The following is a 21,858-nucleotide window of genomic DNA, read 5'->3' on the forward strand; positions in this document are numbered from 1 at the left end:
GTAGAACGGGCAGCAAACGTTTTGAGCACATACGACGCATCCGCATCAGCTGGGGCCAACTCAGGTGAAGTGAAAATATCGTTTAATGCAAGTGCGAATCAGAGGGCAACGTCAATTGGGGCCTCATCCATTGTGATTCGTAAAAGCGACGGAAGCTATGTAACCACAATCAAGGGCAGTACGGGCAATGGGTTGATGGCTTTAAATGCCAGCAGAAAAAGCGGCAGTTATACGTACAAGGGAACCCCCGGCGTATCTTACTACGCAGTTGTCACCATCACCGCCTCCGCAGGCGGCGAGACAGACAACAAGACCGTAACGACGAACAGAGCACAGGCGAAGTAAATCACACGCCCCCCAGCAGGGCCATCGAATGGTCCTGCTGGGGGGCAAGTTTATCTCTGTGTAGGACTGGATCGCAGGGGCACCAGGGTCAGCTTCCCGCCCTGTTCTTCCAAATATAAGGTACTGCCGGAGCGGATTTCCTCCCGGAGCAACAGTTCTGCGGCGGGGTTTTCCACCTCGCTGCGGATGAGCCGCCGCAGGGGACGGGCTCCATAGCGCTTGTCGGTACCGGCCTGGACCAGATGGGCCACCGCCGCCTCTGTGGGGAGGAAGCGCACCCCCTGATCTGCCATCCGCTGGCCTACCGAGCGCAGGAGCTTTTTGGCAATGGCGGTGAGTTCCCGGTTCTCCAAGGGATGAAAGACGACGGTTTCATCCAGACGGTTGAGGAATTCCGGCCGGAACACCTGCCGCAGCTCCCGCTGCAACACGGCCTCCCCAGTCTTTTGGTCCTGCTCCTGGGAGGAGAAGCCCAGGGTGGTCCCAGCGGAGAGCCGCTCACCCCCCACGTTGGAGGTCATGACCACCACGGTGTTGCGAAAATCGGTTTTTTTGCCGTGGGCGTCGGTGAGGATGCCGTCCTCCATGATCTGCAACAGTAGCCCCCAGACATCGGGGTGGGCTTTTTCCAGCTCGTCAAAGAGCAGCACGGAATAGGGGTGCCGCCGGACGGCCTCGGTGAGCTGGCCCCCCTCCTCATGGCCCACATAGCCCGGCGGGGAGCCGGTGAGGCGGCTGGTGGTGTGCTTTTCGGAAAATTCTGACATGTCGAAGCGTAGGAGGGCCTCCTCCTGGCCAAAAAGTACCTGAGCCAAGGCTTTGCACAGCTCGGTTTTCCCCACCCCTGTGGGGCCCAGGAAGAGGAAAGCCCCCACAGGACGGTCCGGCTCCTTCAGTCCTGTCCGACCCCGGCGGACGGCACGGGCCACCGCGTTGACTGCGGCATCCTGGCCAATGACCCGTTTGTGGAGTTCTGTTTCCAGCTGTAGCAGCCGTTCCTTCTCCGGCTGGGTCAGGGAGGTGAGGGGAATGCCTGTCCACTGGGACACCACCCCCGCCACCTCCTGGGGGGTGACGGCAGGCTCTTTTTTCCCCGCCTGCCAGCGGCGGACGGAGGTCTCCAACTCCCGGCGGAAATCCAGCTCCGCGTCCCGGCAGCGGGCGGCGGTCTCATAGTCCTGGTTGGCGATGGCCTCGTTGCGCTCCCGGGCCGCCTGCTGGATGCGTCCCTCTAAGGCCTGCAACTCCGACGGAGGCCCCATGGTTTGCAGCCTTGCTTGGGCGGCGGCCTCGTCCAAAAGGTCGATGGCCTTGTCCGGCAGCCGACGGTCCGGCAGGTAACGCACGGACAGGGAGACAGCGGCCTCCAAGGCCTCCCGCTGGAAGCTGATCTGGTGATGGAGGCTGTACCGGGGCACCAGGGAGTGGAGGATGGCAAGGGCCTCCTGCTGGCTGGGCTCCTCCACCCGGACACTTTGGAAGCGCCGTTCCAGGGCGGCGTCTTTTTCGATGATCCGCCGGTATTCGTCCACCGTGGTGGCGCCGATGAGCTGGATTTGGCTCCGGGCCAAGGCGGGTTTGAGGATGTTGGCGGCGTCAATGGCTCCCTCGGCGCTGCCCGCCCCCACGATGGTGTGGAGCTCATCCAGGAAGAGGATCACGTTCCCTGCCCGGGCCACCTCCCCCAGGATATTCTTCATCCGGTCCTCAAATTCTCCCCGGTACTTGGTCCCCGCCACGATGGAGGGCAGGTCCAGGGCCATCAGGCGCTTGTTGCGCAGCTGGTCAGGCACCTGGCCCCGGGCCATCCGCTGGGCTAGGCCCTCCACCACGGCGGTTTTGCCCACGCCGGGGTCCCCCAGCAGCAGGGGATTGTTCTTGCTCCGGCGCAGGAGGATTTGGATCAGGCGGCGCACCTCTTCCTCCCGACCGGCCACCGGGTCAAAGCCCCCCTGGGCGGCCTGCTGGATCATGTCCCGGGCGTGCTGGTCCAGCAGGCGGGTGGCGGCCCCGGTGGGGGGTGGGGTGTATTCCCGTTCCTCCTTGGAGCGGGAGGAATAGGTCCCCCCGCTGCCGAGAGAAGCCAGGGTTTCCTGATAGAGCTGGTTGGGTTGGATGCCCACCTCTTCCAGCAGTGCCACGGCGCTGCCGTCCCCCTGGCGCAGCATCCCTAAGAGCAGGTGGCGGCTGCCCACCTGGCTGTGTTTCATCCCCACAGCCTCGGCCACCGCCAGCTCCACAATCTTTTCCAGACGGTTGGTGAGCTGCCGGTGATGGGGGAGGGGGGAGCCGATCCCCTGCCGGCGGGTGAGGGCCCCCATAATTTTTTTCTGCTCCGCCCCGGCTTGGGCTAAGAGCTTGGCCGCGCCACACTTGGGCTGCTGAAGGAAACCCAGCAGCAGGTGTTCGCTGCCTACGTAATCGTGCCCCAGACGCTGGGCCATGGCCCCGGCAATGGCCAGGCTGCCCTTGGCGCAGGGGGAAAAGGCGGCAGTTTTCATGGATTCCCCTCCTTTTTCCCCTGTTCCGGCCCAACTTCAGGGGGCGTGACGGATTGGTTGCGTGCTTCATGGCTCTCCGAGCGGGGCGCACCCTCTAAATTGGGGGTGGCGCTGGCGGGAAAGTCTGGGATGGATAAGCGGTTTTGCATAGAGAAACTCCTCTCCAACTTGGTTCTGTGTGTAAAATCTATAAAAATCATGCCCGAAAACCAGAAAAATAACCAACATTTTTCAGTGAATTTTGAATTGCATTTTTCAAAAGTTATGTTACAATGGTCAGTGCCAAGAAATTTGATTGGAGGTAGCTAAACCATGTATGTGATCAACCCCGAACTGTGCACCTTCTGCAAGAAGTGCATCGATGAATGTCCCACCAACGCCATCGTTGAGGGCAACGTCAACGGGAAGGACGTCTGCGTCGTCACTTCCGAGTGCATTGATTGCGGCGGCTGCGAAGACGCCTGCGAGACCGATCCCAAGGCTCTGGGCTTCGAGGAGTAATTTTTTCTCCTAATCTAAGAAATAAAACAGGTGTGCCGCAAAGAAATGCGGTACACCTGTTTTGTTTTTGTTGAGATTTCAGCGGGAATGTGCTATATTAAAAAGAAACTGTGAACCTGTGCCCTCATCCAGGCGGCTGCGGAGGCGCCGGCGCTTCACACAACCGGCCCCTGCGGTATACGATAGGATAAGCCCAAACTTCAATTTAGAATAAGGAGGGCACCACAGTGAAAATTGTTGTGCTGGCCGGCGGTCTCAGCCCGGAGCGGAACGTCTCCCTCTCCTCCGGGACCATGATCGCCCACGCCTTACAGAGTTTAGGCCACCAAGCGGCCCTGGTGGATATGTACATAGGGTTGGAGGATTATAACGGCCCATTGGGGGACTATTTTGACCAGCCCATCTCCGACCGGTGGCGAAACATCGCCCCCGGGGCCCCGGATCTGGCGGCGGTGAAAGCCGCCCGGCGGTTGGAGAGCCCCAGCCAGTTTGGTCAGGGGGTGTTGGAGCTGTGCCAAATGGCGGACATTGTGTTCCTGGCTCTCCACGGTACCTGTGGGGAGGATGGTCGGGTCCAGGCGGCCTTCGACCTGCTGGGCATTCCCTATACCGGTTCCGGATATTTGGGTTCTGGCATCGCCATGGACAAAGACTTGACCAAGCGCCTCATTGCCCACCTGGGCGTCCAGACCCCCCGTTGGCAGCGCTTGCAGCTCACCCAGCAGCAGATCGAGCCCCTGACCCAGGAATTGCCCCTGCCCAGCGTGGTGAAGCCGGTGGCCAGCGGTTCTTCCATTGGGGTGTTCATCACCCACAGCCGGGAGGAGCTCCGCGCCGCTTTGGAGGAGAGCTTGGCCCTGGGGGGGGCCTGCGTGGTGGAGGAATACATCACCGGCCGGGAAATCCAGGTGGCCCTGTTGGAGGACCGGGCCCTGCCCTCCATTGAGATCATCCCCAAAACGGGATTTTATGACTATAACAACAAGTACCAGCCCGGCGCGGCGGAGGAAGTCACCCCCGCCCCCATCCCCCCTGCTTGGGAGGCGGCGGTGCAGCAGGCGGCCCTGACGGTCTACCGTGCCCTGGGCCTGGGGGTCTACTCCCGGGCGGACTTTATCGTGGACGAGACAGGGACCCCCTGGTTCCTGGAGATCAACACCCTCCCTGGCATGACCCCCACCAGCCTGGTGCCCCAGGAGGCGGCGGCGGTGGGCATCGGCTACCCTGCCCTGTGCCAGGCCATCGTGGAGGAATCCCTGCGCCTGCGGGGCAACGGATGACCCAGAAAAAAGGCGGGACAGCCCGCCCCACCCCTTTTGGGTGATTTTTGAGGATAGAGGAGAAATTCCATGGAAGCTATGACAGTTCGAGAGCTGCTGGAAGCGACCGGCGGCGTTTCCCTGGGCGGGTTTTCCCATTGGGAAAAGACCGTCACCTCTGTGGAGACCGACAGCCGCGCCATCCATCCTGGCGCCCTGTTCGTGGCCCTGCGGGGGGAGCGCACCGACGGCCACCGCTACATTGCCACCGCGTTGGAGAGCGGCGCCGCAGGCTGCCTGACAGAGGAAGTCCCAGAAACCCTGGACAACGACAAGTTCTACATCAAGGTGCCGGACACCATGGTGGCCATCGGCCAGGTGGCCAGGGCCTATAAGGCCCGTTTCCCCATCCCAGTGGTGGGGATCACCGGCAGTGTGGGCAAGACTACCACGAAAGACATGGTGGCCTCGGTTCTGGGGGCCAAATACCGGGTGCTCAAGACCGAGGGGAACTTCAACAACGAGCTGGGCCTGCCCCTAACCCTCTTCCGCCTGAGCCGGAAGGACGAGATCTGCGTGTTGGAGATGGGCATGAACCACTTTGGGGAGATCGACTACCTCACCAGCCTGGTGTGCCCCGACGTGGCGGTGATGACCAACATCGGGGACTCCCACATTGAAAACCTGGGCAGCCGGGAGAACATCCTCAAGGCCAAGTCGGAGATCTTCCACTACATGAAGCCCGGTTCCCTGGCGGTGCTCAACGGCGACGATCCCCTCCTGCGGGGCTTAGAGGGGAAGATCACCCCATCCATCATCTTCTGCGGGGCGGATCACCATCCGCCCTACCAGGCCAAGTCCATCCAGCAGCTGGGGGCCCAGGGGATGAAGTGTACCGTACATACCCCTGAGCGGGCATTCGAGGTGACGGTGCCCGCCTTGGGGAGCCACATGATCTATCCCGTGCTCATCTCCTGCGTAATCGGAGAGCACTTTGGCTTAAATGAAGAGGAGCTGATCCGGGGCATCCACGCCTTTGTCCCCACGAAGATGCGCATGAACGTGCTGCACCAGGGGGAAGTGACCATCCTGGACGACGCCTACAACGCCAACCCCCAGTCCATGGGTGCTGCCTTGGAAGTCCTGTCCCAGAGTGGGGGGACCAAGCGGGTGGCCATCCTGGGGGATATGTTCGAACTGGGTAGTTTGGGCCCGGAGCTGCACTACAGCGTGGGTGAATATGCCGGCAACGTGGGGAACATTGACGTCCTGCTGGCGGTGGGGGAGCTGGCCCGGAACATCTACGAGGGGGCCAAGGCCTCCCATGTCCCTGCGGTGTACTATGCCAAGGACAAGGCGGAGGCCAAAGCCCTTCTGCCCCAGCTCATCCAGCCGGGGGCGGTGGTGCTGGCGAAGGCATCCCGGGGGATGGCCTTTGAGGAATTGGTGCGGGAAGTCCGCCGCCTGGCCCCGGAGGGCTAAGCCCCAGCAGCGAAAGAAAAGAGAACGGGCCCCCAAGGGCCCGTTCCGTTCAGATAGATTTGGATTATAGCTCATCAAAGTTGAGGATCATTTTCCGGGGTGTGTGCTTCACCAGCTCGTCCAAGGTTTCCTCATAGGGGGCGCTGACGATGCCCCGGTCGGTGATCATCCCGGTGATGAGGAAGGCGGGAATCACGTCATAGGCTGGTGCCCAGCCCTGGATGCCAGCGGGGGAGGGCTCGATGGGCTTGGCGTCTGCCAAGAAGGCCGCGCCGCTTTCCAGAGAGAGGTCCACGTCGTCGGCATTCATCACCGCATAGAAGGGGATGGAGTGGAAATAGCTGACAATGGCCAGCTCATAAGCCCCCACAGGGGCTTTCAAGTCCCCATTTTTCGCCGCTAGGATGCCGTCGCACAGCACCATGTGAGCCCCCTGGTTGGAGAGGAAGGTGGCGGCGGCATTGTCGGGGAGGACGGTGCAGGGGACCTTGTCCCGGTCCAGCTCTTGGGCCAGCAGCCCTTCCCCGGCCAGTTCCGGCTTTCCCTGGCAGAGGGTGATTTGCTCCAAGATATCCCGCTTGTACCCCCGGCGGACGATGCCTAGGGAACCACAGGGGGAAGCGGAGTGGAACGCCCCCCGGTCTGCCCGAACCAGCACGCGGGTGCCCTCCCCCATGAGCTCTGTGCCGTTGCGGCAGGTGTTCCGGTCGGCCACCACCTGCTGGCGCTCATAGGTGACAGCGGTGGCCAGAAGGGTGGTCAGCCGGTCAACATTTTTGGTATAGGCTTCTGGAGGATGCTCCATGAAGTCCAGGGCGGCGGCCATGTCCCGGGCGCCGCTGCGGCTGTCCAGCAGCAGGGCCTTGGCCTGGGCTAAGGCCTCGTCAAAGGCGGGGGTCTGCTGGGCGTCCTGCTTGGCCAAGGCGGCCAGGCAATAGGCATACGCCCCGGCGATGGCGGCGATTTTCTCATCCAGAATAGCGCCGGAGGAGAGGGCTGCGGCGGTCTCCTCCACGGTGGAGCAGGTGATCCAGGACTCTTCCTGGGGATACTTGGACTGATCCAGAAGGGACAGGACTTTATCCTGCCACTGAAGTGCGATCATACGCTGTGTGCCTCCTAAAATTTGTAAAATTCCGCCCCAAGAGGGCGGGAACTGACGATATTGGTATCATACCACACTTTACCGCCCCGCGCCACACCCAATTCACAATCATGCAAGACAAAGGAACGAAGCGCCATGATCGACATCGCAATACATGACGTCACAAAAGAATATGAGCTGGGCCAGCCTGTCCTGGACGGGCTGAGCTTCCAGGTGGACACCGGGGAGCGGGTGGGCATTTTGGGCCGCAACGGCGCGGGAAAGACCACCCTCTTCCGTATCCTCACTGGGCAGGAGGAGGCAGACGGCGGGAGCGTGAGCATCGCGCCGGGGAAGCGCCTGGGGCTGATCTCCCAGATCCCTGTGTACCCAGGGGGGTACCGGGTGGAGGATGTGCTGCGCACGGCCTTCGACGAGCTGAAGGCCATGGAGGCGGAGATTCACAGCCTTTCCGACAAGCTGGCCCAGGGGGACCGGGAGCTCTTGGCCCGTTACGACCGACTTCAGACCGCCTTCGAAACCGGCGGCGGCTATGAGACGGAGATGCGCCTGGAAAAGGTCTGCACCGGCCTGGGGTTGGAGCGCAGCTTCCGAGAGCAACTCTTTGCCGACCTCTCCGGCGGGGAAAAGACCCGGGTGAACCTGGCCCGGCTCATCCTCATGGACACAGAAATTCTCCTGCTGGACGAGCCCACCAACCACCTGGACCTAAACGCCACCGTCTGGTTGGAGGACTATATCCGCCACTATAAAGGCACCGTTCTGGTGATCTCCCACGACCGGTATTTCCTGGACAGGACCATCGCCCGGGTGGTGGAGCTCAAGGACGGGAAAGCGGAGTTTTACAGCGGCAACTACTCCTTCTACGCGGTGGAAAAGGAACGGCGGTATCTGGAACAGCTGCGCCGTTATAAGAAGGAGCAGGCGGAAATCCAACGCCTTTCCGACACCGCCCGGATGATGCACGAGCACAACACCGAGCACTTGAACAAACGGGCGTTCTCCATTGAAAAGCGCATTGCCAAGCTGGAACAGACCGCCCGCCCCACCCAGGAGCGGAAAATGAAGGCCCATTTCAACCAGGCAGAGTTCCGGGCTGACGACCTGCTGAGCATCACGGAGTTGGAAAAGTCCTTCGGGACGCGGACCCTATTCTCCCATGTTACCCTCCGGGTGGACGACGGGGAGCGCATTGCCCTGTTGGGGGACAACGGCACAGGGAAGTCCACCCTTTTGAAAATCCTCCTGGGGGAGGAAGCCCAGGACGGGGGAAAAATCAAGCAGGGCCTTACAGTAAAGACCGGCTACCTGCCCCAACAGATTCACTTTGCCCACCCGGAGCGCAGCCTCTTCGACACCATGATTTACGAGGCCAACTGTACCCCCCAGCAGGCCAGGGACCGTCTGGGCCGCTTCCTCTTCCAAGGGGAGGACGTGTTCAAGCCGGTATCCGTCCTCTCCGGCGGGGAGCAGAGCCGCCTGCGGCTGTGTATGCTCATGGACGAGCAGGTGAACCTGCTGATCCTGGACGAGCCCACCAACCACCTAGACCTGGACGCCAGGGAGTGGATGGAGGGGGCGGTGGAGGACTATGGGGGGACACTGCTGTTTGTCTCCCACGACCGGTACTTCATCGACCGCTTCGCCACCCGGATTTGGACCTTGGAGGACGGAAAGATTTCCGACTTCAAGGGGGATTACACCGCTTACCAGGCCATGCGGGAGCGGCAAAAGACCTTGCCCCCACCCACCAAGAAAGAGGAGAAGCCCAAAAAGGAAAAGCCCAAGCGCAGCGGCGGTACCAAGCAGCTGAAAAAAGAGCTGGCCGCGGCGGAAAAACGCATGGAAAAGCTGGACCAGCTCTTGGAGGAGTTGGAGGGCCAGAAGGAGGCAGCGGCTTCCGATTACCAAACGCTCCAAGAGCTGTTGGAGCAGGAGGGGGCATATACTGCGGAGTATGACGCCCTCATGGAGACCTGGGAAACCCTATCCACCGCCATCCAGGCGGAGGAGGGGAGCAGCCCGGGCTAAGCTGTAGGATATGCCCCGCATCAGGCGGCGGCTGACGCATTAGAAAAGGAACAAAGGAGACAGGGACATGGATCAACAGGAAAAGAATCCCCAGACCACAGAGGATAAGATGCAGGAGCTCTTCCAGCTGATGGAGGAAAAGGCCGCGGCCGGGGAGCTCAACGAAATCGACGAGGCGGACGAGCAGGAGAACAGCCGGTTCCGGGAAAAAATGGAGGAGTCTATGACCCCCATGAGCCAGTCGGAGCAGTCAGCCTATGAGTTCTCCATGATGATGAACCAGTATGAGGCTATGCTTCAGGACTACCAACGCCGGGAGGCGGAGGAAAAGGCGGCAGAGCAGGCGGACAAGGAGAAGGACGCGTAACATGCACCAGCAGCTAAACAAGCTGGCATTGCGCCTGGAAGAGGTGGAGGCCCAACTGGCCCAGAACGAGACCTATAACGACCCGGAGCTGGTGGCCAAGCTCAGCCGGGAGCAAAAGGAGCTCACCCCCCTGGTGGAGCAGTTGCGCCAATACCAGGCCAAGGTCCGGGAGCTGGCGGGCTTGGAAGCGCTGCTGGGGGACCCGGAGTGCCGGGAGCTGGCCCGCTTGGAATACGACGGGGTGAAGGAGCAGGTGGAGGCGTTGGAAGAAAGCCTGCGCCAAATGCTCCTGCCCAAGGACCCCATGGACGAAAAAGACGTGCTTATGGAGATTCGCGCCGGGGTAGGCGGGGAGGAGGCGGCCCTGTTTGCCGCCAGCCTCTACCGGATGTACGCCATGTACGTGGAGAAACAGGGCTGGCGGCTAGAGGCCGCCGGGGTCAGCGAGACGGAGCTGGGGGGCTTCAAGGAGGTCTCCTTCCTGGTGGAGGGGGCGGGGGCCTATGCCCGCTTGAAGCACGAGAGTGGTGTCCACCGGGTCCAGCGGGTGCCGGAGACGGAGTCCGGAGGGCGTATCCATACCTCCACCTGTACTGTGGCGGTGCTGCCCCAGGTGGACGAGGTGGAGTTCCATCTTGACCCCAACGATTTGCGCATCGACACCTTCCGTTCCTCCGGGGCCGGGGGACAGCACGTGAACAAAACGGAGTCCGCCATCCGGGTGACCCACCTGCCCACAGGGACCGTGGTGGAGTGCCAGGACCAACGCAGCCAGCATAAGAACAAGGACCGCGCCCTGTCTATCCTCCGCTCCCGGCTCTACGAGCGGGCGGCAGAGGAGCAGGCGGCGGCCATCGCCGGAGAGCGCCGCAGCCAGGTGGGCAGCGGGATGCGCAACGAGCGCATCCGTACCTACAACTTCCCCCAAGGCCGGGTGACGGACCACCGGGTAGGCCTGACCTTATATAAGATCGACAGCGTCATGGACGGAGAGCTAGAGGAGATCATCAGCGCCCTGCGGCTCTGGGACCAGGAACAAAAAAGGAGCGAATGAGAAATGAAGACATTGATCAATACCGTTCGGTATAGCATAGAGGAGACCCAGGAGGCGGCCACCATGCTCTGGAAGGGCGGTCTGGTGGCGATTCCCACAGAGACGGTCTATGGCCTCACCGCCAACGCCAGGGACGGTGTGGCCGTACAGAAAATCTTTGACTTAAAGGATCGGGACTATGAAAAACCCATCAGTGTCTTGGTCAGCGGCATGGAGATGGTGGAGCGGTACTGCCAGAACATCCCCCCTGTGGCCTATCGCCTGGCGGAGAAGTATTGGCCCGGCCCCCTGACGATGGTGCTCGAGGACAAGGGCGTGGTGCCCCTGATGGTCACGGCTGAGACAGATACCTTGGGGGTCCGCTGCCCAGACCATCCCCTGGCCTTGGATATCATCAAAAAGGCGGACTTCCCCTTGGCGGCTACCTCCGCCAATCTTTCCGGGAAGGAGCCGGCCAAGAACGCCCAAGAGGTGTTGGCCTACTTCGATGGGAAGATTGAGGGCGTGGTGGACGGCGGTTCCAGCGCCCTGGGGGTGGCCTCCACTGTGGTGGACCTCACGGAGGAGGAGCCCAAGGTCCTCCGGGAGGGGGGCATCCCCACGGAAGAACTGCTGGCCTTCATCCGGGAGCACCAGGCATGAGGGTGATCGGCATCACCGGCCCCACCGGGGCAGGAAAGACCACTGCCCTGGGGGCCTTGGTGGCCCTGGGTGGGGAGATCATCGACGCCGACGCGGTGTACCATGCGCTCACCGCCAACAGCGACGACCTGCGCCGGGAGCTCACAGAGCGCTTCGGCCCAGTGTATGAAAACGGACAACTGGCCAGGAAAAAGCTGGGGGCCATCGTCTTTCAGGATCCGGCGGCCTTGGAGGACTTGAACGCCATCACCCACAAGTACATCAGCCAGGCGGTGGGGGCGCGGCTGGACGCGGCCCGGGCCCAGGGCCGCCCGGCGGCGGCCATCGACGCCATTGCCCTGTTGGAGGGCGGTTTGCTGGACTTTTGCGACTGCACCGTGGCCATCACCGCCCCGGAAGCGCTGCGCATCCGGCGGATCATGGCCCGGGAGGGGATTTCCGAGGAGTATGCCCGGATGCGGGTGTCGGCCCAGCAGAGCAGCGCGTGGTTCAAGGCCCGCTGCGACTACTGCTTGGAGAACGACGAGGGGGACACCCCGGAGAGCTTTGCCCAGCGGGCTCAGGCCCTGTTCCGGGAGATCATCGCCCAATCTGTCAGCGAGACCAAGGCGGGTGCCTTGCGCCCATGATAGCATACTTAAAGGAGGGGGAACCATGACTGAGACGAAAGCGCCTACCCTGGCGCAGCAGAAGAAGGAGGAGCTTTTCCTCCAGCGCACCAACGGCTATGATGTTTTGACCGAAGAGGACCGGGAGGCCATGGAGCGCTATTGCACAGCCTATAAGCACTTCCTGGACGAGGGCAAAACCGAGCGGGAGTGCGTCAGCTATGGGGTGGCCCTGGCCCAGCAGGCGGGCTTTCGTCCCCTAGAGCGGGGGGCGGCCCTGCAACCAGGAGACAAGGTATACCGCAGCAACCGGGGGAAGGGGCTGATGCTGGCAGTGATTGGCAGCAAGCCCCTCTCGGCGGGGGCAGCCATCGCCGCCGCCCACATCGACTCCCCCCGGCTGGACCTGAAACAAAACCCGCTCTATGAGGAAAAGGAGCTGGCCTATTGCAAGACCCACTACTATGGGGGCATCAAAAAGTACCAGTGGACCACCATACCCCTGGCTCTCCACGGCCTGGTGGTGCTCCGGGACGGCACAGAGGTGCCCATCCGCATCGGGGAAGAGCCGGGAGACCCCCAGTTTACCGTGGGGGACCTGCTGCCCCACCTGGCGGCAGACCAGGGGAAAAAGACCATGGGAGATATCGTGAAAGCGGAACAGCTCAACCTCTTTGTGGGCAGCGTTCCCCTGGGGGAAAAGGGGGAGAGTGACCGGGTGAAGCTGGGGGTGCTGGACCTGCTCCATGAGAAGTATGGCATGGTGGAGGAGGATTTCCTCTCTGCCGAGCTCATGGCTGTCCCTGCCGCCAAGGCGGTGGATGTGGGCCTGGATCGCTCCGTCATTGGGGCTTACGGCCAGGACGACCGGGTCTGCGCCTTTGCCTGCCTCCAAGCCCTCCTGGACCTGGACAGCATCCCGGAGACTACGGCGGTGTGTGTCCTGGCGGACAAGGAGGAGGTGGGCTCCCTGGGTGTGACGGGGATGCAGTCGGCGGCCTTTGATGTGTTCATGAGCGACCTGTGTCAGGCCCAGGGGGTGCCCTTGAAGGCCTGCTATGAAACCTCCCTCTGCCTGTCCGCCGATGTCACCGCCGCCTATGACCCCAACTTTGCCGATGCCTATGAGAGCCGCAACAGCGCCTATTTCAACTACGGTGTGTGCATCAGCAAGTATACCGGAGCCCGGGGGAAGTCCGGGGCCTCTGATGCCTCGGCGGAGCTGGTGGGACGGCTGCGGCGGCTCTTTGCCCAGCACCATGTCCTCTGGCAGCTGGCGGAGCTGGGAAAGACCGACCAGGGGGGCGGCGGCACCGTGGCCTGCTACTTGGCCAACCGGAACATCGACACCATTGATGCCGGGGTCCCCGTGCTGTCCATGCACGCCCCCTTTGAGACCACCGCCAAGCTGGACTGTTATATGACCTACAAGGCTATGACGGCCCTGTATCACGGTTAAAGGAGGGAATCCGCTTGCATATTTTTTCATCCATCCTATTGGGGCTGGTCCAGGGCGTGGCGGAATTCCTGCCCATCTCTAGTTCGGGCCACCTGTCCCTGTTCCAACACTTCTTCGGCCTGGCAAACCCAGAGGAGACCCTGTTTTTTGACGTTTTGCTCCACCTGGGTACCCTCATTGCGGTGTTCGTCTACTATTGGAAGGACATTTTGGAGCTCATCCAGGGCTTTTTCAACCTGGTGGCCTGCCTGTTCTCCAAGCGCCGCCGCCAGGACCAGGAGCATCTTTCCCCCTCCGGGCGGATGGTTTTGATGATTATCATTGCCACCCTGCCCCTGTTTGCGGTGCTGCCCATCAAGGACAAGGTGGAGAGCCTCTATGGCAACACCATTTTCATCGGCTGCGCCCTGCTGGTCACTGGCTTCCTGCTCTTCTACTCTGACCGGATGGGCAGAGGACGCAAGACTGCCCGCTCTGCCACCATGCTGGATGCCCTGCTGGTGGGGGTGGGTCAGGCAGTGGCAGTGGTTCCCGGCCTCTCCCGCTCCGGCACCTCCATCTCCGTGGGCCTCACCCGGGGCTTCCGGCGCAACTTTGCGGTGCGGTTTTCCTTCCTCATGTCCATCCCTGCGGTGCTGGGGGCCAACATCCTCAGCATCAAGGACGCGGTGGCGGATGGGATCGACGTGAGAATGTTGCCCATCTACCTGGTGGGAATGCTGGTGGCGGCGGTGTCCGGCTACTTTGCCATCCGCCTGGTGAACAATCTGGCCAACAAGGGCAAGTTCGGCAACTTTGCTTTTTACTGCTGGGGCGTCGGCGCCGCAGCGGTGATCACGACACTGATCTGGAAGTAAACCCGAGGAGAAACTATGGCATCCACACAAAAGAAACCCACAAGTAAATCTGCAAAATCCAACAGTGGCAGCAAGTCCAGCGGCGGGGGGAAGCCCAGCGGCAAGGGGGCCAAGGCCCCTGCCAAGCGTAAGGCCCTAGCCTATCAGCCAGACATGTTCAGCCGGGGCATTGCCGCGGCGGTCTGCACTTTCCTGGCCCTCATGCTGATCCTGGGCGTGGCCGGGATCAATGCCCTGGTGGTGGACTTCATCTGTGTCGCCGTGAAGGGCCTTATCGGCTACGGCTTCTGGCTGGCTCCCTTCGCCCTGGTGATGGCGGTGTACCTGCTGCTCTTCCAGCGTCAGCGCCGCCTGACGGTGCGGCTGTGGTGCGTTGGGCTGCTGCCGCTGTTTTTTGGCGCTCTGCTCCACCTGAGCCTTTCTCCATATAAATATGAGATAGGCATCGCCGCATTTTCCCAACTGGGCCGAGACGGTGGGAACCTCCTCAGCGGTGGGATGCTGGGGGGCGCCCTGAGCGTGTCCTTCTCTGCTTGGTTCAGCAAGCTGGGGGCGGGGCTGATCTTCGTGCTGGTGCTGCTGGTACTATTGGCTGGGGCCTTCCATATCACCCCGGCCCGGGTGATGCACTTCATCCAGGATCGACGGGAACGAATGATCTATCAGGCGGAGTATGAAGAGGAATACGACGACGACAGCTACATCTACGATGGCCCAGAAGAGGAGGACGAGGAAGAGTTCCCCCTGGTCCAGGCCAGGACTGCCCCACCCCCGCCCCCCCGGATGAGACGGGAGCGGCGCAGGAAAGCGGCGGACCTGCCCCTGGACGACCTACCTCCTCTGCCTCCGGAAGAAGATACACCAGAGGACGACCTATTCTTCCAAGAGGAGAAGCCGGAGGAAGCGCCTTCAAAGAAGGAACGGGTTGGTCTGTTCAAACGGGGCGGTACGAAACCACCAGAACCGGAGGAGCTCCCACCAGAACCCCCGCCTCTGGCGGAGGAACCGGAGTGGCAGCCCATCACCGCTGCCCCCCCGCCCCCGCCGGAACCCCCGGCACCAACGCCCACCCCGGCTGCTCCGCCCCTGCCCACCAAGGCCCAGAAGAAGGAAGAACTGCGGCAGGCGGAGGCAGAGGTGGCGGGGGTTATCGAACAGAGCTTGGAAGATACCCCCAAGACCTATATCTATCCCCCCTTGGAGCTGCTCACCGCGCCCAGCGGCGAGGGGGCCCAGGCGGCCCACGAGGAGTTGGAGGGGACGATGGAGCGCCTGTCTGGGGTGCTGAAATCCTTTGGCATCGACGGCCAGGTGGTGGGGGCGGTTCAGGGCCCCTCTGTGACCCGTTACGAGATCGCCCTGAAACAGGGGGTGCGGCTGAACAAGCTCACCAACCTCTCCGACGACGTGGCCTTGGCCCTGGGCGTGGCCAGTGTCCGGATTGCCCCCGTGCCCGACAAGATATCCATGGTGGGCGTGGAGGTACCCAACAAGAACGTGATCCCCGTGAACATCCGGGAGGTGCTCAGTGCCTCGGACTTCCAGCGGCATAAGTCCAGCGCTGCGTTCTCTGTGGGCAAGGACATCGGGGGGAATTACATTGTAGGGGACTGCGCCAAGCTGCCCCACATGCTCATCGCCGGTACCACCGGTTCCGGTAAGTCTGTGTGTATCAACTCTCTTATTGTCAGTATGCTCTATAAGTCCACCCCGGAGGAGCTGCGGCTCATCATGGTGGACCCGAAAATGGTGGAGCTGGGGGGCTACAACGGCATCCCCCACCTTCTGATTCCCGTGGTGACAGACCCGAAAAAGGCCGCCGGAGCCTTGCAATGGGCGGTGACGGAGATGATGAAGCGTTACCGTCTCTTCTCCGAGGCCGGGGTGCGGGAGCTGAACTCCTACAACCACTGGGCCAGGGAGCAGGAGAACGTGGAGACGATGCCCAAGATCGTCATCGTCATCGACGAGCTGGCGGACTTGATGCTGGTGGCGGCCAAGGAGGTGGAGGAATCCATCTGCCGGGTGGCCCAGATGGGCCGTGCCGCCGGGATGCACCTGGTGATTGCCACCCAGCGGCCTTCCGCCGACGTGATCACCGGCCTGATGAAAGCCAACATCCCCTCCCGGGTGGCTTTTGCCGTGGCCTCCTCTTTGGAGTCCCGGATTATCCTGGACAACACCGGCGCGGAAAAGCTGGTGGGCAAGGGCGACATGCTCTGGTTCCCCTTGGGTTCCGGCAAGCCCCTCCGGGTTCAGGGCTGCTTCATCTCCGACGAGGAGGTGGCCGCTGTGGTGGACTGCGTGAAGCAGAACAGCACCGCTGCCTACGACGACGATGTGATGGAACAGATCGAGCAGCACGTCAGCGAGTCGGAGAAGAAGGGCAGCAAGTCCTCCTCCGGCGGGGCCGGGGCGTTCCCGGCTGGGGAGAGCAGCGGCGACGAGCACGACGAGCTCTTCCCTGCGGCGGTGGACGTGATTATGGAGCTAGGCCAGGCCTCCGTCTCCATGCTCCAACGGCGGCTGAAGCTGGGCTATGCCCGGGCGGCCCGTCTAGTGGATCAGATGGAGGAGGAGGGCATTGTGGGTCCCTTTGAGGGCTCCAAGCCCCGGCAGCTTCTCATCACCAAGGAGCAGTGGGAGAGCATGAAGAACGGCGGCGGGGCGGAACCCGCCCAGGAGGTCTCGCCTCCGGTGGAGGATGAAATCCTCAGCTTTGAGGCGGTGCCCCAGAGCTTTGAACCCTAGAGAAATAGAACAACAGGAGCTGGGGAACGCCCCGGCTCCTGTTCTTTTGAGAAAAGATGGGCTTGTGTGACTAAGTCCCTTTCTTATGGGAATGTGTTATAGTATAATCAGCATATAACGGAAAAGGGGGCGGCACAGTGGCCAGGCCGAAACGGATGCGGACGATTTGCCAGGAGCCGGATTATGTTAGCTTTCATCCCGATGGAATATCTCCGCCGGAAACCGTCATACTCTCTTTGGACGAATACGAGGCCATCCGATTGGTGGACTATGAAAAACGGACCCATGAACAGGCAGCCCAGCAAATGCGGATATCCCGGGCCACAGTGACGGAGATTTATGAGGCGGCCAGGTATAAGCTCGCTGACAGCCTGCTCAACGGCAAACCGCTCATTATCGACGGCGGCAGTTATCAGATGTGCCAGGGCAGGTCGGCCCATTGCCTCCGCCAGCGGTGCCGGAGGCGGGGGGAGCGGCCCCTTATGCGGAAAGGAAACAAAGCCATGAGAATTGCAGTGACGTATGAGGACGGAAAAATCTTTCAGCATTTCGGCCATACCCAGGCCTTTAAGTTTTACGACGTGGAAAACGGGGCGGTCCAGTCCAGCCAGGTGGCGGACGCCAACGGCTATGGCCACGGGGCCTTGGCGGAGTTCCTCCGCCTCAACCAGGTGGATACCCTGATCTGCGGCGGCATCGGCGGCGGGGCCCAGAATGCCCTGGCCCAGGCAGGCATTCAGCTCTACGGCGGTGTCACCGGGGAGGCTGACGGGGCGGTGGAAGCCCTGCTGGCGGGGAAATTGGGCTATGACCCTGACGTACACTGCGACCACCACGGCCATGGCCATGGAGACGGAGCACACAACTGCGGTCACAGCAGTTGTTCTCATTAAAAAATAAATATCGGAGGGTAAACAAAATGGAACAAAAGTTTTATGAATGTGAACATTGCGGAAAAATCGTTGCTATGGTGAAGGGGAGCAAGGCGCCTACCATGTGCTGCGGTAAGGAGATGAAGGAGATCATCCCCGGTACCACTGACGCTGCTGCGGAGAAGCACATGCCTGTGTACACCGTGGAGGGCAACCAGGTCCACGTGACCGTGGGCTCTGTGGAGCACCCCATGGCCCCGGAGCATTACATTGAGTGGATATCCCTGCAGACCAAGTCCGGCAACCAGCGCAAGGCCCTGCAGCCCGGCCAGGAGCCCAAGGTCTGCTTCGCCCTGTGCGACGGGGATGAGGTGGAAGCTGTGTATGCCTACTGCAACCTGCACGGCCTCTGGAAAGCCTGAGAAAACGCAAAGCTGAGGCGTTTCGCCGTCTGTATCATTTATCCTCTGATGGAAACATCAGAGGATAAATTGTTCTCAGCGGCATAGAATGAAAGTCAGGAGCAGAAAACGGAACAGGAGGTGCAGACAGCTTGAAAATCAAAGTGAACCCCAACCAGGAGATTGCCGACATGATCCGGGAAGGGTTGAAGCAGACCGGGGGCTATTGCCCCTGCCGTCTGGAACGGACCGAGGAGAACAAGTGTATGTGCGAGGAGTTCAAGGCCCAGATCAAGGACCCAGAGTTTGAGGGCTATTGCCACTGTATGCTCTACTACAAATCAAAGGATTGAGACCATGGGGCCCCCCGGCAAAACGGGAGGGCCCCATCCATTTCCAAAGAAATTTGTCTTTTTTTATAGAAAGCGTTGCTTTTCGATTGAAGAGAGCGGGAACACCTGCTATAATACAAATTGGTAACTAATTTGTAACCACTTTGAAGGAATCGGAGGCTGCCGCTGATACATGTGCTTTGATGACCCCATCTATTTAGACCGTGACGCCGTGGACGAGCTCATGGGAGATACCGATCAGCACAGGATATGCTGGATGTACCACGACATACTCTCGGACCCAAACATTGCCCGGATGTTCGACCAGTATGCCGGAAAAGGGGCACCCATACGCGAAGCATGGACAACTATGGCCTGGGTGGCGGCAGCCCAGCAGGAGAGCAGCTTTTATATTCATTTCAAATGGTATGAGGATTTCTACGGCCCGCCCCAGCGGGGGGACCTGTATTTCGTGGAACGGGAGCAGGATGCCGAGGGGGAGATCCGGGTGCGCTTCCTCAACATGGACTTTCAAACCACCCTGCCCGCTGAGGAACAGGAGCGTTACGCCAGCCTGTGGGGCAGGGTCAGCGACAATGCCAGCGACTTCTTTGGGGAGAGCGATTACGACCCCGGCCCCATCCATCGCATCCTGCGCCTGATGGAGGAGAACCCCGGCCGGGAGCTAGAGGCCCTGGACCGCTGGCTGGATGGCCGCAGCGACGGGGAAAAGGCCCTGCAATGCGCCACCCTCTCTGCCTACTTCCAGGGCATCCAGGCCATGGAAGAGATCATCTATAATATCGTGGTCAACGACCGGGTGGGACATGCCGCCCAACTGCATACGAGAGACCTGGTGGACATCTTAAACCGGATCAAAGACGTGATGGATGTCCGCCGCCTGTCGGAACTGGCGGAGCGCTTCCAGCGCCTGGCGCGGGAATTCCAACCGGAGCCCTTCCGCGCCCCCCTGCTAGACCGGGAGGTGGGCAATGCCCTGATGGAGTGGACCCAAGGGGGCGGGATACGCTGGTACCGCCTGAGTAAGCGCTCAGGCCGGCGGTTCCTCCGGGGGCTCTATGCCCTCAGCGATTCCCGGCGAAGCTGGGACGTATTCCACCGCTGGCAGGGGGAGGTATATTACACCGTCTTTCGCCGCTCCCCTGGGAAGGGCCTGCGCCGGGGGGTATATCTCCTCAGCCGCTTTGAGGACCAGACCGGGCTGGATGTGATCGACCTGTTTTGGTTGGAGAATATAGGCTGCGGGGTGGTCCACCTGTGTGAAGGGGAGTTTTTCGAGGAACTACTGGACCTGCTGCTGACTGTTTCCATCCGGGAGACCCCGCTGCAAGGGGTGATTGACCGCCGGGGGGACCAAGCGGCCCAGTATGAGAGTTTATTGCGCGCAAGCTTTGACAAATATACCCGCTGAACCAGCGGTGGTTGCCCGAAAGAGGGGAGAATGCACTTGAAAAATAGAACTGTGGTGGTCACGGACGGACGCTACCGCGCCGCTCTGGCCGCAGTGCGCAGCCTGGGGGAGGCGGGATACCGGGTGGTGGTGACCCAGACCCAGGCGGACAGCCCGGTGACGCCCGCTGCCTTTCAATCCCGCTACGCCGCCAAGGTGAGATGGCTGAAGGGGAGCTGTAAGGATGCGGATTATGCCCCCCGGCTTCTGGCCTATCTCCAAGAATTTGACCGCCCCATCCTCTTCTGCGTGGGGGCGGATAGCTTGAATATGGTCAGCCGCCAGCGGGAGCGTTTTGCCCAGGTGGCGGACTTCCTCATCGCCCCATCCCAGGTGTTGGACGACCTCAATGACAAGGAAATCGTCCACCAACGGGCCTTGGAGTTGGATATTCCTGTGCCCAAGGAATACGACGGGGTGCCGGAGAAGTACCCGGTGGTCCTCAAGCCCCACTGTGGAGAAAAGTTCGGCCTGAAAGCTGCGGACCGCTATGTGATTGCCCACAACCAGGAGGAATATTTGGAGAACTACCAGGCCATGTCCAGTTATGATACCCCCATTGTACAGGAGATGTTGGAGGGGTATGGGGAGGGTGTGAACCTCCTGTTGGGGGAGGAGAGCCAGCTCCTGTGTGCCCTGTGCCACCGGCGGGAGCGGGAGTACCCCATCACCGGGGGGCCCTCCACCTGCTGCATGAGCTTTTACAACGAGAAAAAGATCGACCAGGCCCACCGCCTCTTGGCCAGCTTCGGCTTTGTGGGGATGGCCATGGTGGAGTTCAAGGACAACCGGGTGTTGGAGGTGAACCCACGGGTGTGGGGGAGCTTCCCTCTCACTGCCTGCTGCGGAAGCCCCTTTGCCAGCCTCTATGCCCAAGCTGCTGCCGGGGAGCCCTGCCAGTATACCCCCAAGGATTACGAGCTGGGGATCAAGATGCGGTACCTCTTCAACGATGGTCTGGCCACCCTGGCCTATTTGCGCCATGGGAAGTTTGTGGAGGCCTTTGCGGGTGTGGCAGACTTTTTCTTGGTTCCGGAGGCCCTAAAGCGAAAGGGTGATATGGGTGCTTACTGGGCCTATTTGAGAAATAGCTTGAGGAACCACTGATGAAGTTGAGTCTTGATTTGCACGTCCACTCCAACCGCTCCCCTGACGGGCGGATGGGGGTAGAGGAAATTACCAAAATTGCCCGGGAAAGGGGCTTGGATGCTGTGGCCATCTGTGACCACGACCTGCCCTACACCGGCCCTGCCCAGTGCAACGGGGTGCTGCTGATCCCTGGGGTGGAGGTCTCCACCACCCAGGGACATCTGCTGGGCCTCTTTGTGGAGCATGTCAGCGGTTCCCGAGACCTGCCTGCCAGCGCGGCAGAGATTCGGGAGAAGGGGGGGCTGGCAGTGTTGGCCCATCCCTTTCAGTACCGGCGGGAGGTGGAACCCCTCCTCCCCCTGGTTCCGTCCCTAGATGGGGTAGAGGTCTGGAACAGCCGGGCCAACCGGAAAAACCCCAGGGCCAACCAGATGGCGGCGGACTTTGCCCAGGCCCAGGGCCTGCCCCCCTTTGCCGGCAGCGATGCCCACTTGCCCCAGGAGATCGGCAACGGGCGCATCCTGGTGGAGGCCCAAGCCTGCACCCTTCCCGCCCTTCGGGGGGCCCTGTTGGAGGGGAAGGGCCAGGTGAGTGGCCGGGACGGTCGGGCCCTGTGGGTGGCCCGGAGCCAGTATACCAAACTGAAAAAGACCAATGGATCCCTGGTACGCTACGGAAAGTGGGCGGCCTTTGCCGTCCGCTGTGCTTGGAGGGATTTTGTAAAATAGGAA

Annotated in this window: 21 protein-coding genes; 18 read left to right on the plus strand and 3 right to left on the minus strand. The window is 61.3% G+C overall.

From position 1 onward, the window contains the following. A partial coding sequence (locus ACTOZL_RS02350) for a hypothetical protein (protein WP_482476474.1) occupies window positions 1-345 on the plus strand: 345 nt, incomplete at its 5' end. Between the two features lie 50 nt (window positions 346-395). Here the strand turns inward: ACTOZL_RS02350 and ACTOZL_RS02355 are convergent. Then, window positions 396-2,846, minus strand: coding sequence for an ATP-dependent Clp protease ATP-binding subunit (locus tag ACTOZL_RS02355; protein WP_482476475.1), 2,451 nt, complete (start codon window positions 2,844-2,846; stop codon window positions 396-398). Then, window positions 2,843-2,995, minus strand: a complete 153-nt coding sequence (locus tag ACTOZL_RS02360) for a hypothetical protein (RefSeq protein ID WP_482476476.1) — start codon at window positions 2,993-2,995, stop codon at window positions 2,843-2,845. Before ACTOZL_RS02360 ends, ACTOZL_RS02355 begins: the two co-directional genes overlap by 4 nt. 163 nt (window positions 2,996-3,158) lie before the next feature. Here ACTOZL_RS02360 and ACTOZL_RS02365 point away from each other — a divergent pair, with 163 nt between their 5' ends. From ACTOZL_RS02365 to ACTOZL_RS02375, 3 genes are all read left to right on the plus strand, one after another. After that, the gene (locus ACTOZL_RS02365; RefSeq protein ID WP_482476477.1) at window positions 3,159-3,347 is read left to right on the plus strand and encodes a 4Fe-4S binding protein; all 189 of its coding nucleotides are present in this window, start codon (window positions 3,159-3,161) and stop codon (window positions 3,345-3,347) included. A gap of 227 nt (window positions 3,348-3,574) precedes the next feature. Next, the gene (locus ACTOZL_RS02370) at window positions 3,575-4,627 is read left to right on the plus strand and encodes a D-alanine--D-alanine ligase family protein (RefSeq protein WP_482476478.1); all 1,053 of its coding nucleotides are present in this window, start codon (window positions 3,575-3,577) and stop codon (window positions 4,625-4,627) included. Window positions 4,628-4,696: 69 nt separating this feature from the next. After that, on the plus strand, window positions 4,697-6,088 hold the full coding sequence (locus ACTOZL_RS02375; protein ID WP_482476479.1) for a UDP-N-acetylmuramoyl-tripeptide--D-alanyl-D-alanine ligase: 1,392 nt from the start codon (window positions 4,697-4,699) through the stop codon (window positions 6,086-6,088). Between the two features lie 64 nt (window positions 6,089-6,152). On the opposite strand, the gene ACTOZL_RS02380 is transcribed toward ACTOZL_RS02375, so the two are convergent. Further along, window positions 6,153-7,193, minus strand: coding sequence for a translation initiation factor eIF-2B alpha/beta/delta subunit family protein (locus tag ACTOZL_RS02380; protein WP_482476480.1), 1,041 nt, complete (start codon window positions 7,191-7,193; stop codon window positions 6,153-6,155). Window positions 7,194-7,328: 135 nt separating this feature from the next. Between ACTOZL_RS02380 and ACTOZL_RS02385 the strand changes: the two genes are divergently transcribed. The 14 genes from ACTOZL_RS02385 to ACTOZL_RS02450 all read left to right on the plus strand — a co-directional run bounded on the left by ACTOZL_RS02385 (window position 7,329) and on the right by ACTOZL_RS02450 (window position 21,855). Continuing rightward, window positions 7,329-9,224, plus strand: coding sequence for an ABC-F family ATP-binding cassette domain-containing protein (locus ACTOZL_RS02385; protein WP_482476481.1), 1,896 nt, complete (start codon window positions 7,329-7,331; stop codon window positions 9,222-9,224). 67 nt (window positions 9,225-9,291) lie between these two features. After that, the gene (locus tag ACTOZL_RS02390) at window positions 9,292-9,591 is read left to right on the plus strand and encodes a hypothetical protein (RefSeq protein ID WP_482476482.1); all 300 of its coding nucleotides are present in this window, start codon (window positions 9,292-9,294) and stop codon (window positions 9,589-9,591) included. A gap of 1 nt (window position 9,592) precedes the next feature. Continuing rightward, window positions 9,593-10,645, plus strand: a complete 1,053-nt coding sequence (gene prfA / locus ACTOZL_RS02395; protein WP_482476483.1) for a peptide chain release factor 1 — start codon at window positions 9,593-9,595, stop codon at window positions 10,643-10,645. 3 nt (window positions 10,646-10,648) lie between these two features. After that, the gene (locus tag ACTOZL_RS02400; protein WP_482476484.1) at window positions 10,649-11,287 is read left to right on the plus strand and encodes an L-threonylcarbamoyladenylate synthase; all 639 of its coding nucleotides are present in this window, start codon (window positions 10,649-10,651) and stop codon (window positions 11,285-11,287) included. Then, window positions 11,284-11,916, plus strand: coding sequence for a dephospho-CoA kinase (gene coaE / locus ACTOZL_RS02405; protein WP_482476485.1), 633 nt, complete (start codon window positions 11,284-11,286; stop codon window positions 11,914-11,916). The genes ACTOZL_RS02400 and coaE overlap by 4 nt, the downstream gene beginning before the upstream one ends. Before the next feature lie 25 nt (window positions 11,917-11,941). Next, window positions 11,942-13,354 carry an aminopeptidase gene (locus tag ACTOZL_RS02410; protein WP_482476486.1) on the plus strand — a complete coding sequence of 471 codons (1,413 nt, stop codon included), beginning with the start codon at window positions 11,942-11,944 and terminating at the stop codon, window positions 13,352-13,354. Between the two features lie 14 nt (window positions 13,355-13,368). Beyond that, window positions 13,369-14,211: an undecaprenyl-diphosphate phosphatase gene (locus tag ACTOZL_RS02415; protein ID WP_482476487.1), complete on the plus strand. Its 843-nt coding sequence runs from the start codon at window positions 13,369-13,371 to the stop codon at window positions 14,209-14,211. Window positions 14,212-14,226: 15 nt separating this feature from the next. After that, entirely contained in the window at window positions 14,227-16,962 is a 2,736-nt protein-coding gene (locus ACTOZL_RS02420; RefSeq protein ID WP_482476488.1) for an FtsK/SpoIIIE family DNA translocase, read from the plus strand. A 137-nt stretch (window positions 16,963-17,099) separates the two neighbouring features. Beyond that, window positions 17,100-17,855 carry a DUF134 domain-containing protein gene (locus ACTOZL_RS02425; RefSeq protein WP_482476489.1) on the plus strand — a complete coding sequence of 252 codons (756 nt, stop codon included), beginning with the start codon at window positions 17,100-17,102 and terminating at the stop codon, window positions 17,853-17,855. A gap of 26 nt (window positions 17,856-17,881) precedes the next feature. Next, a complete protein-coding gene (locus ACTOZL_RS02430) occupies window positions 17,882-18,256 on the plus strand; it encodes a desulfoferrodoxin family protein (protein WP_482476490.1) in 375 nt (124 codons plus the stop codon). Between the two features lie 131 nt (window positions 18,257-18,387). Continuing rightward, window positions 18,388-18,588, plus strand: coding sequence for a ferredoxin-thioredoxin reductase catalytic domain-containing protein (locus tag ACTOZL_RS02435; RefSeq protein ID WP_482476491.1), 201 nt, complete (start codon window positions 18,388-18,390; stop codon window positions 18,586-18,588). A 172-nt stretch (window positions 18,589-18,760) separates the two neighbouring features. Next, window positions 18,761-19,999, plus strand: coding sequence for a hypothetical protein (locus tag ACTOZL_RS02440; protein ID WP_482476492.1), 1,239 nt, complete (start codon window positions 18,761-18,763; stop codon window positions 19,997-19,999). Window positions 20,000-20,035: 36 nt separating this feature from the next. Next, on the plus strand, window positions 20,036-21,145 hold the full coding sequence (locus tag ACTOZL_RS02445) for a carboxylate--amine ligase (protein ID WP_482476493.1): 1,110 nt from the start codon (window positions 20,036-20,038) through the stop codon (window positions 21,143-21,145). After that, entirely contained in the window at window positions 21,145-21,855 is a 711-nt protein-coding gene (locus tag ACTOZL_RS02450) for a PHP domain-containing protein (RefSeq protein ID WP_482476494.1), read from the plus strand. Before ACTOZL_RS02445 ends, ACTOZL_RS02450 begins: the two co-directional genes overlap by 1 nt. The last annotated feature ends 3 nt before the right edge of the window (window positions 21,856-21,858 follow it).

Source organism: Evtepia sp. (assembly GCF_056797215.1).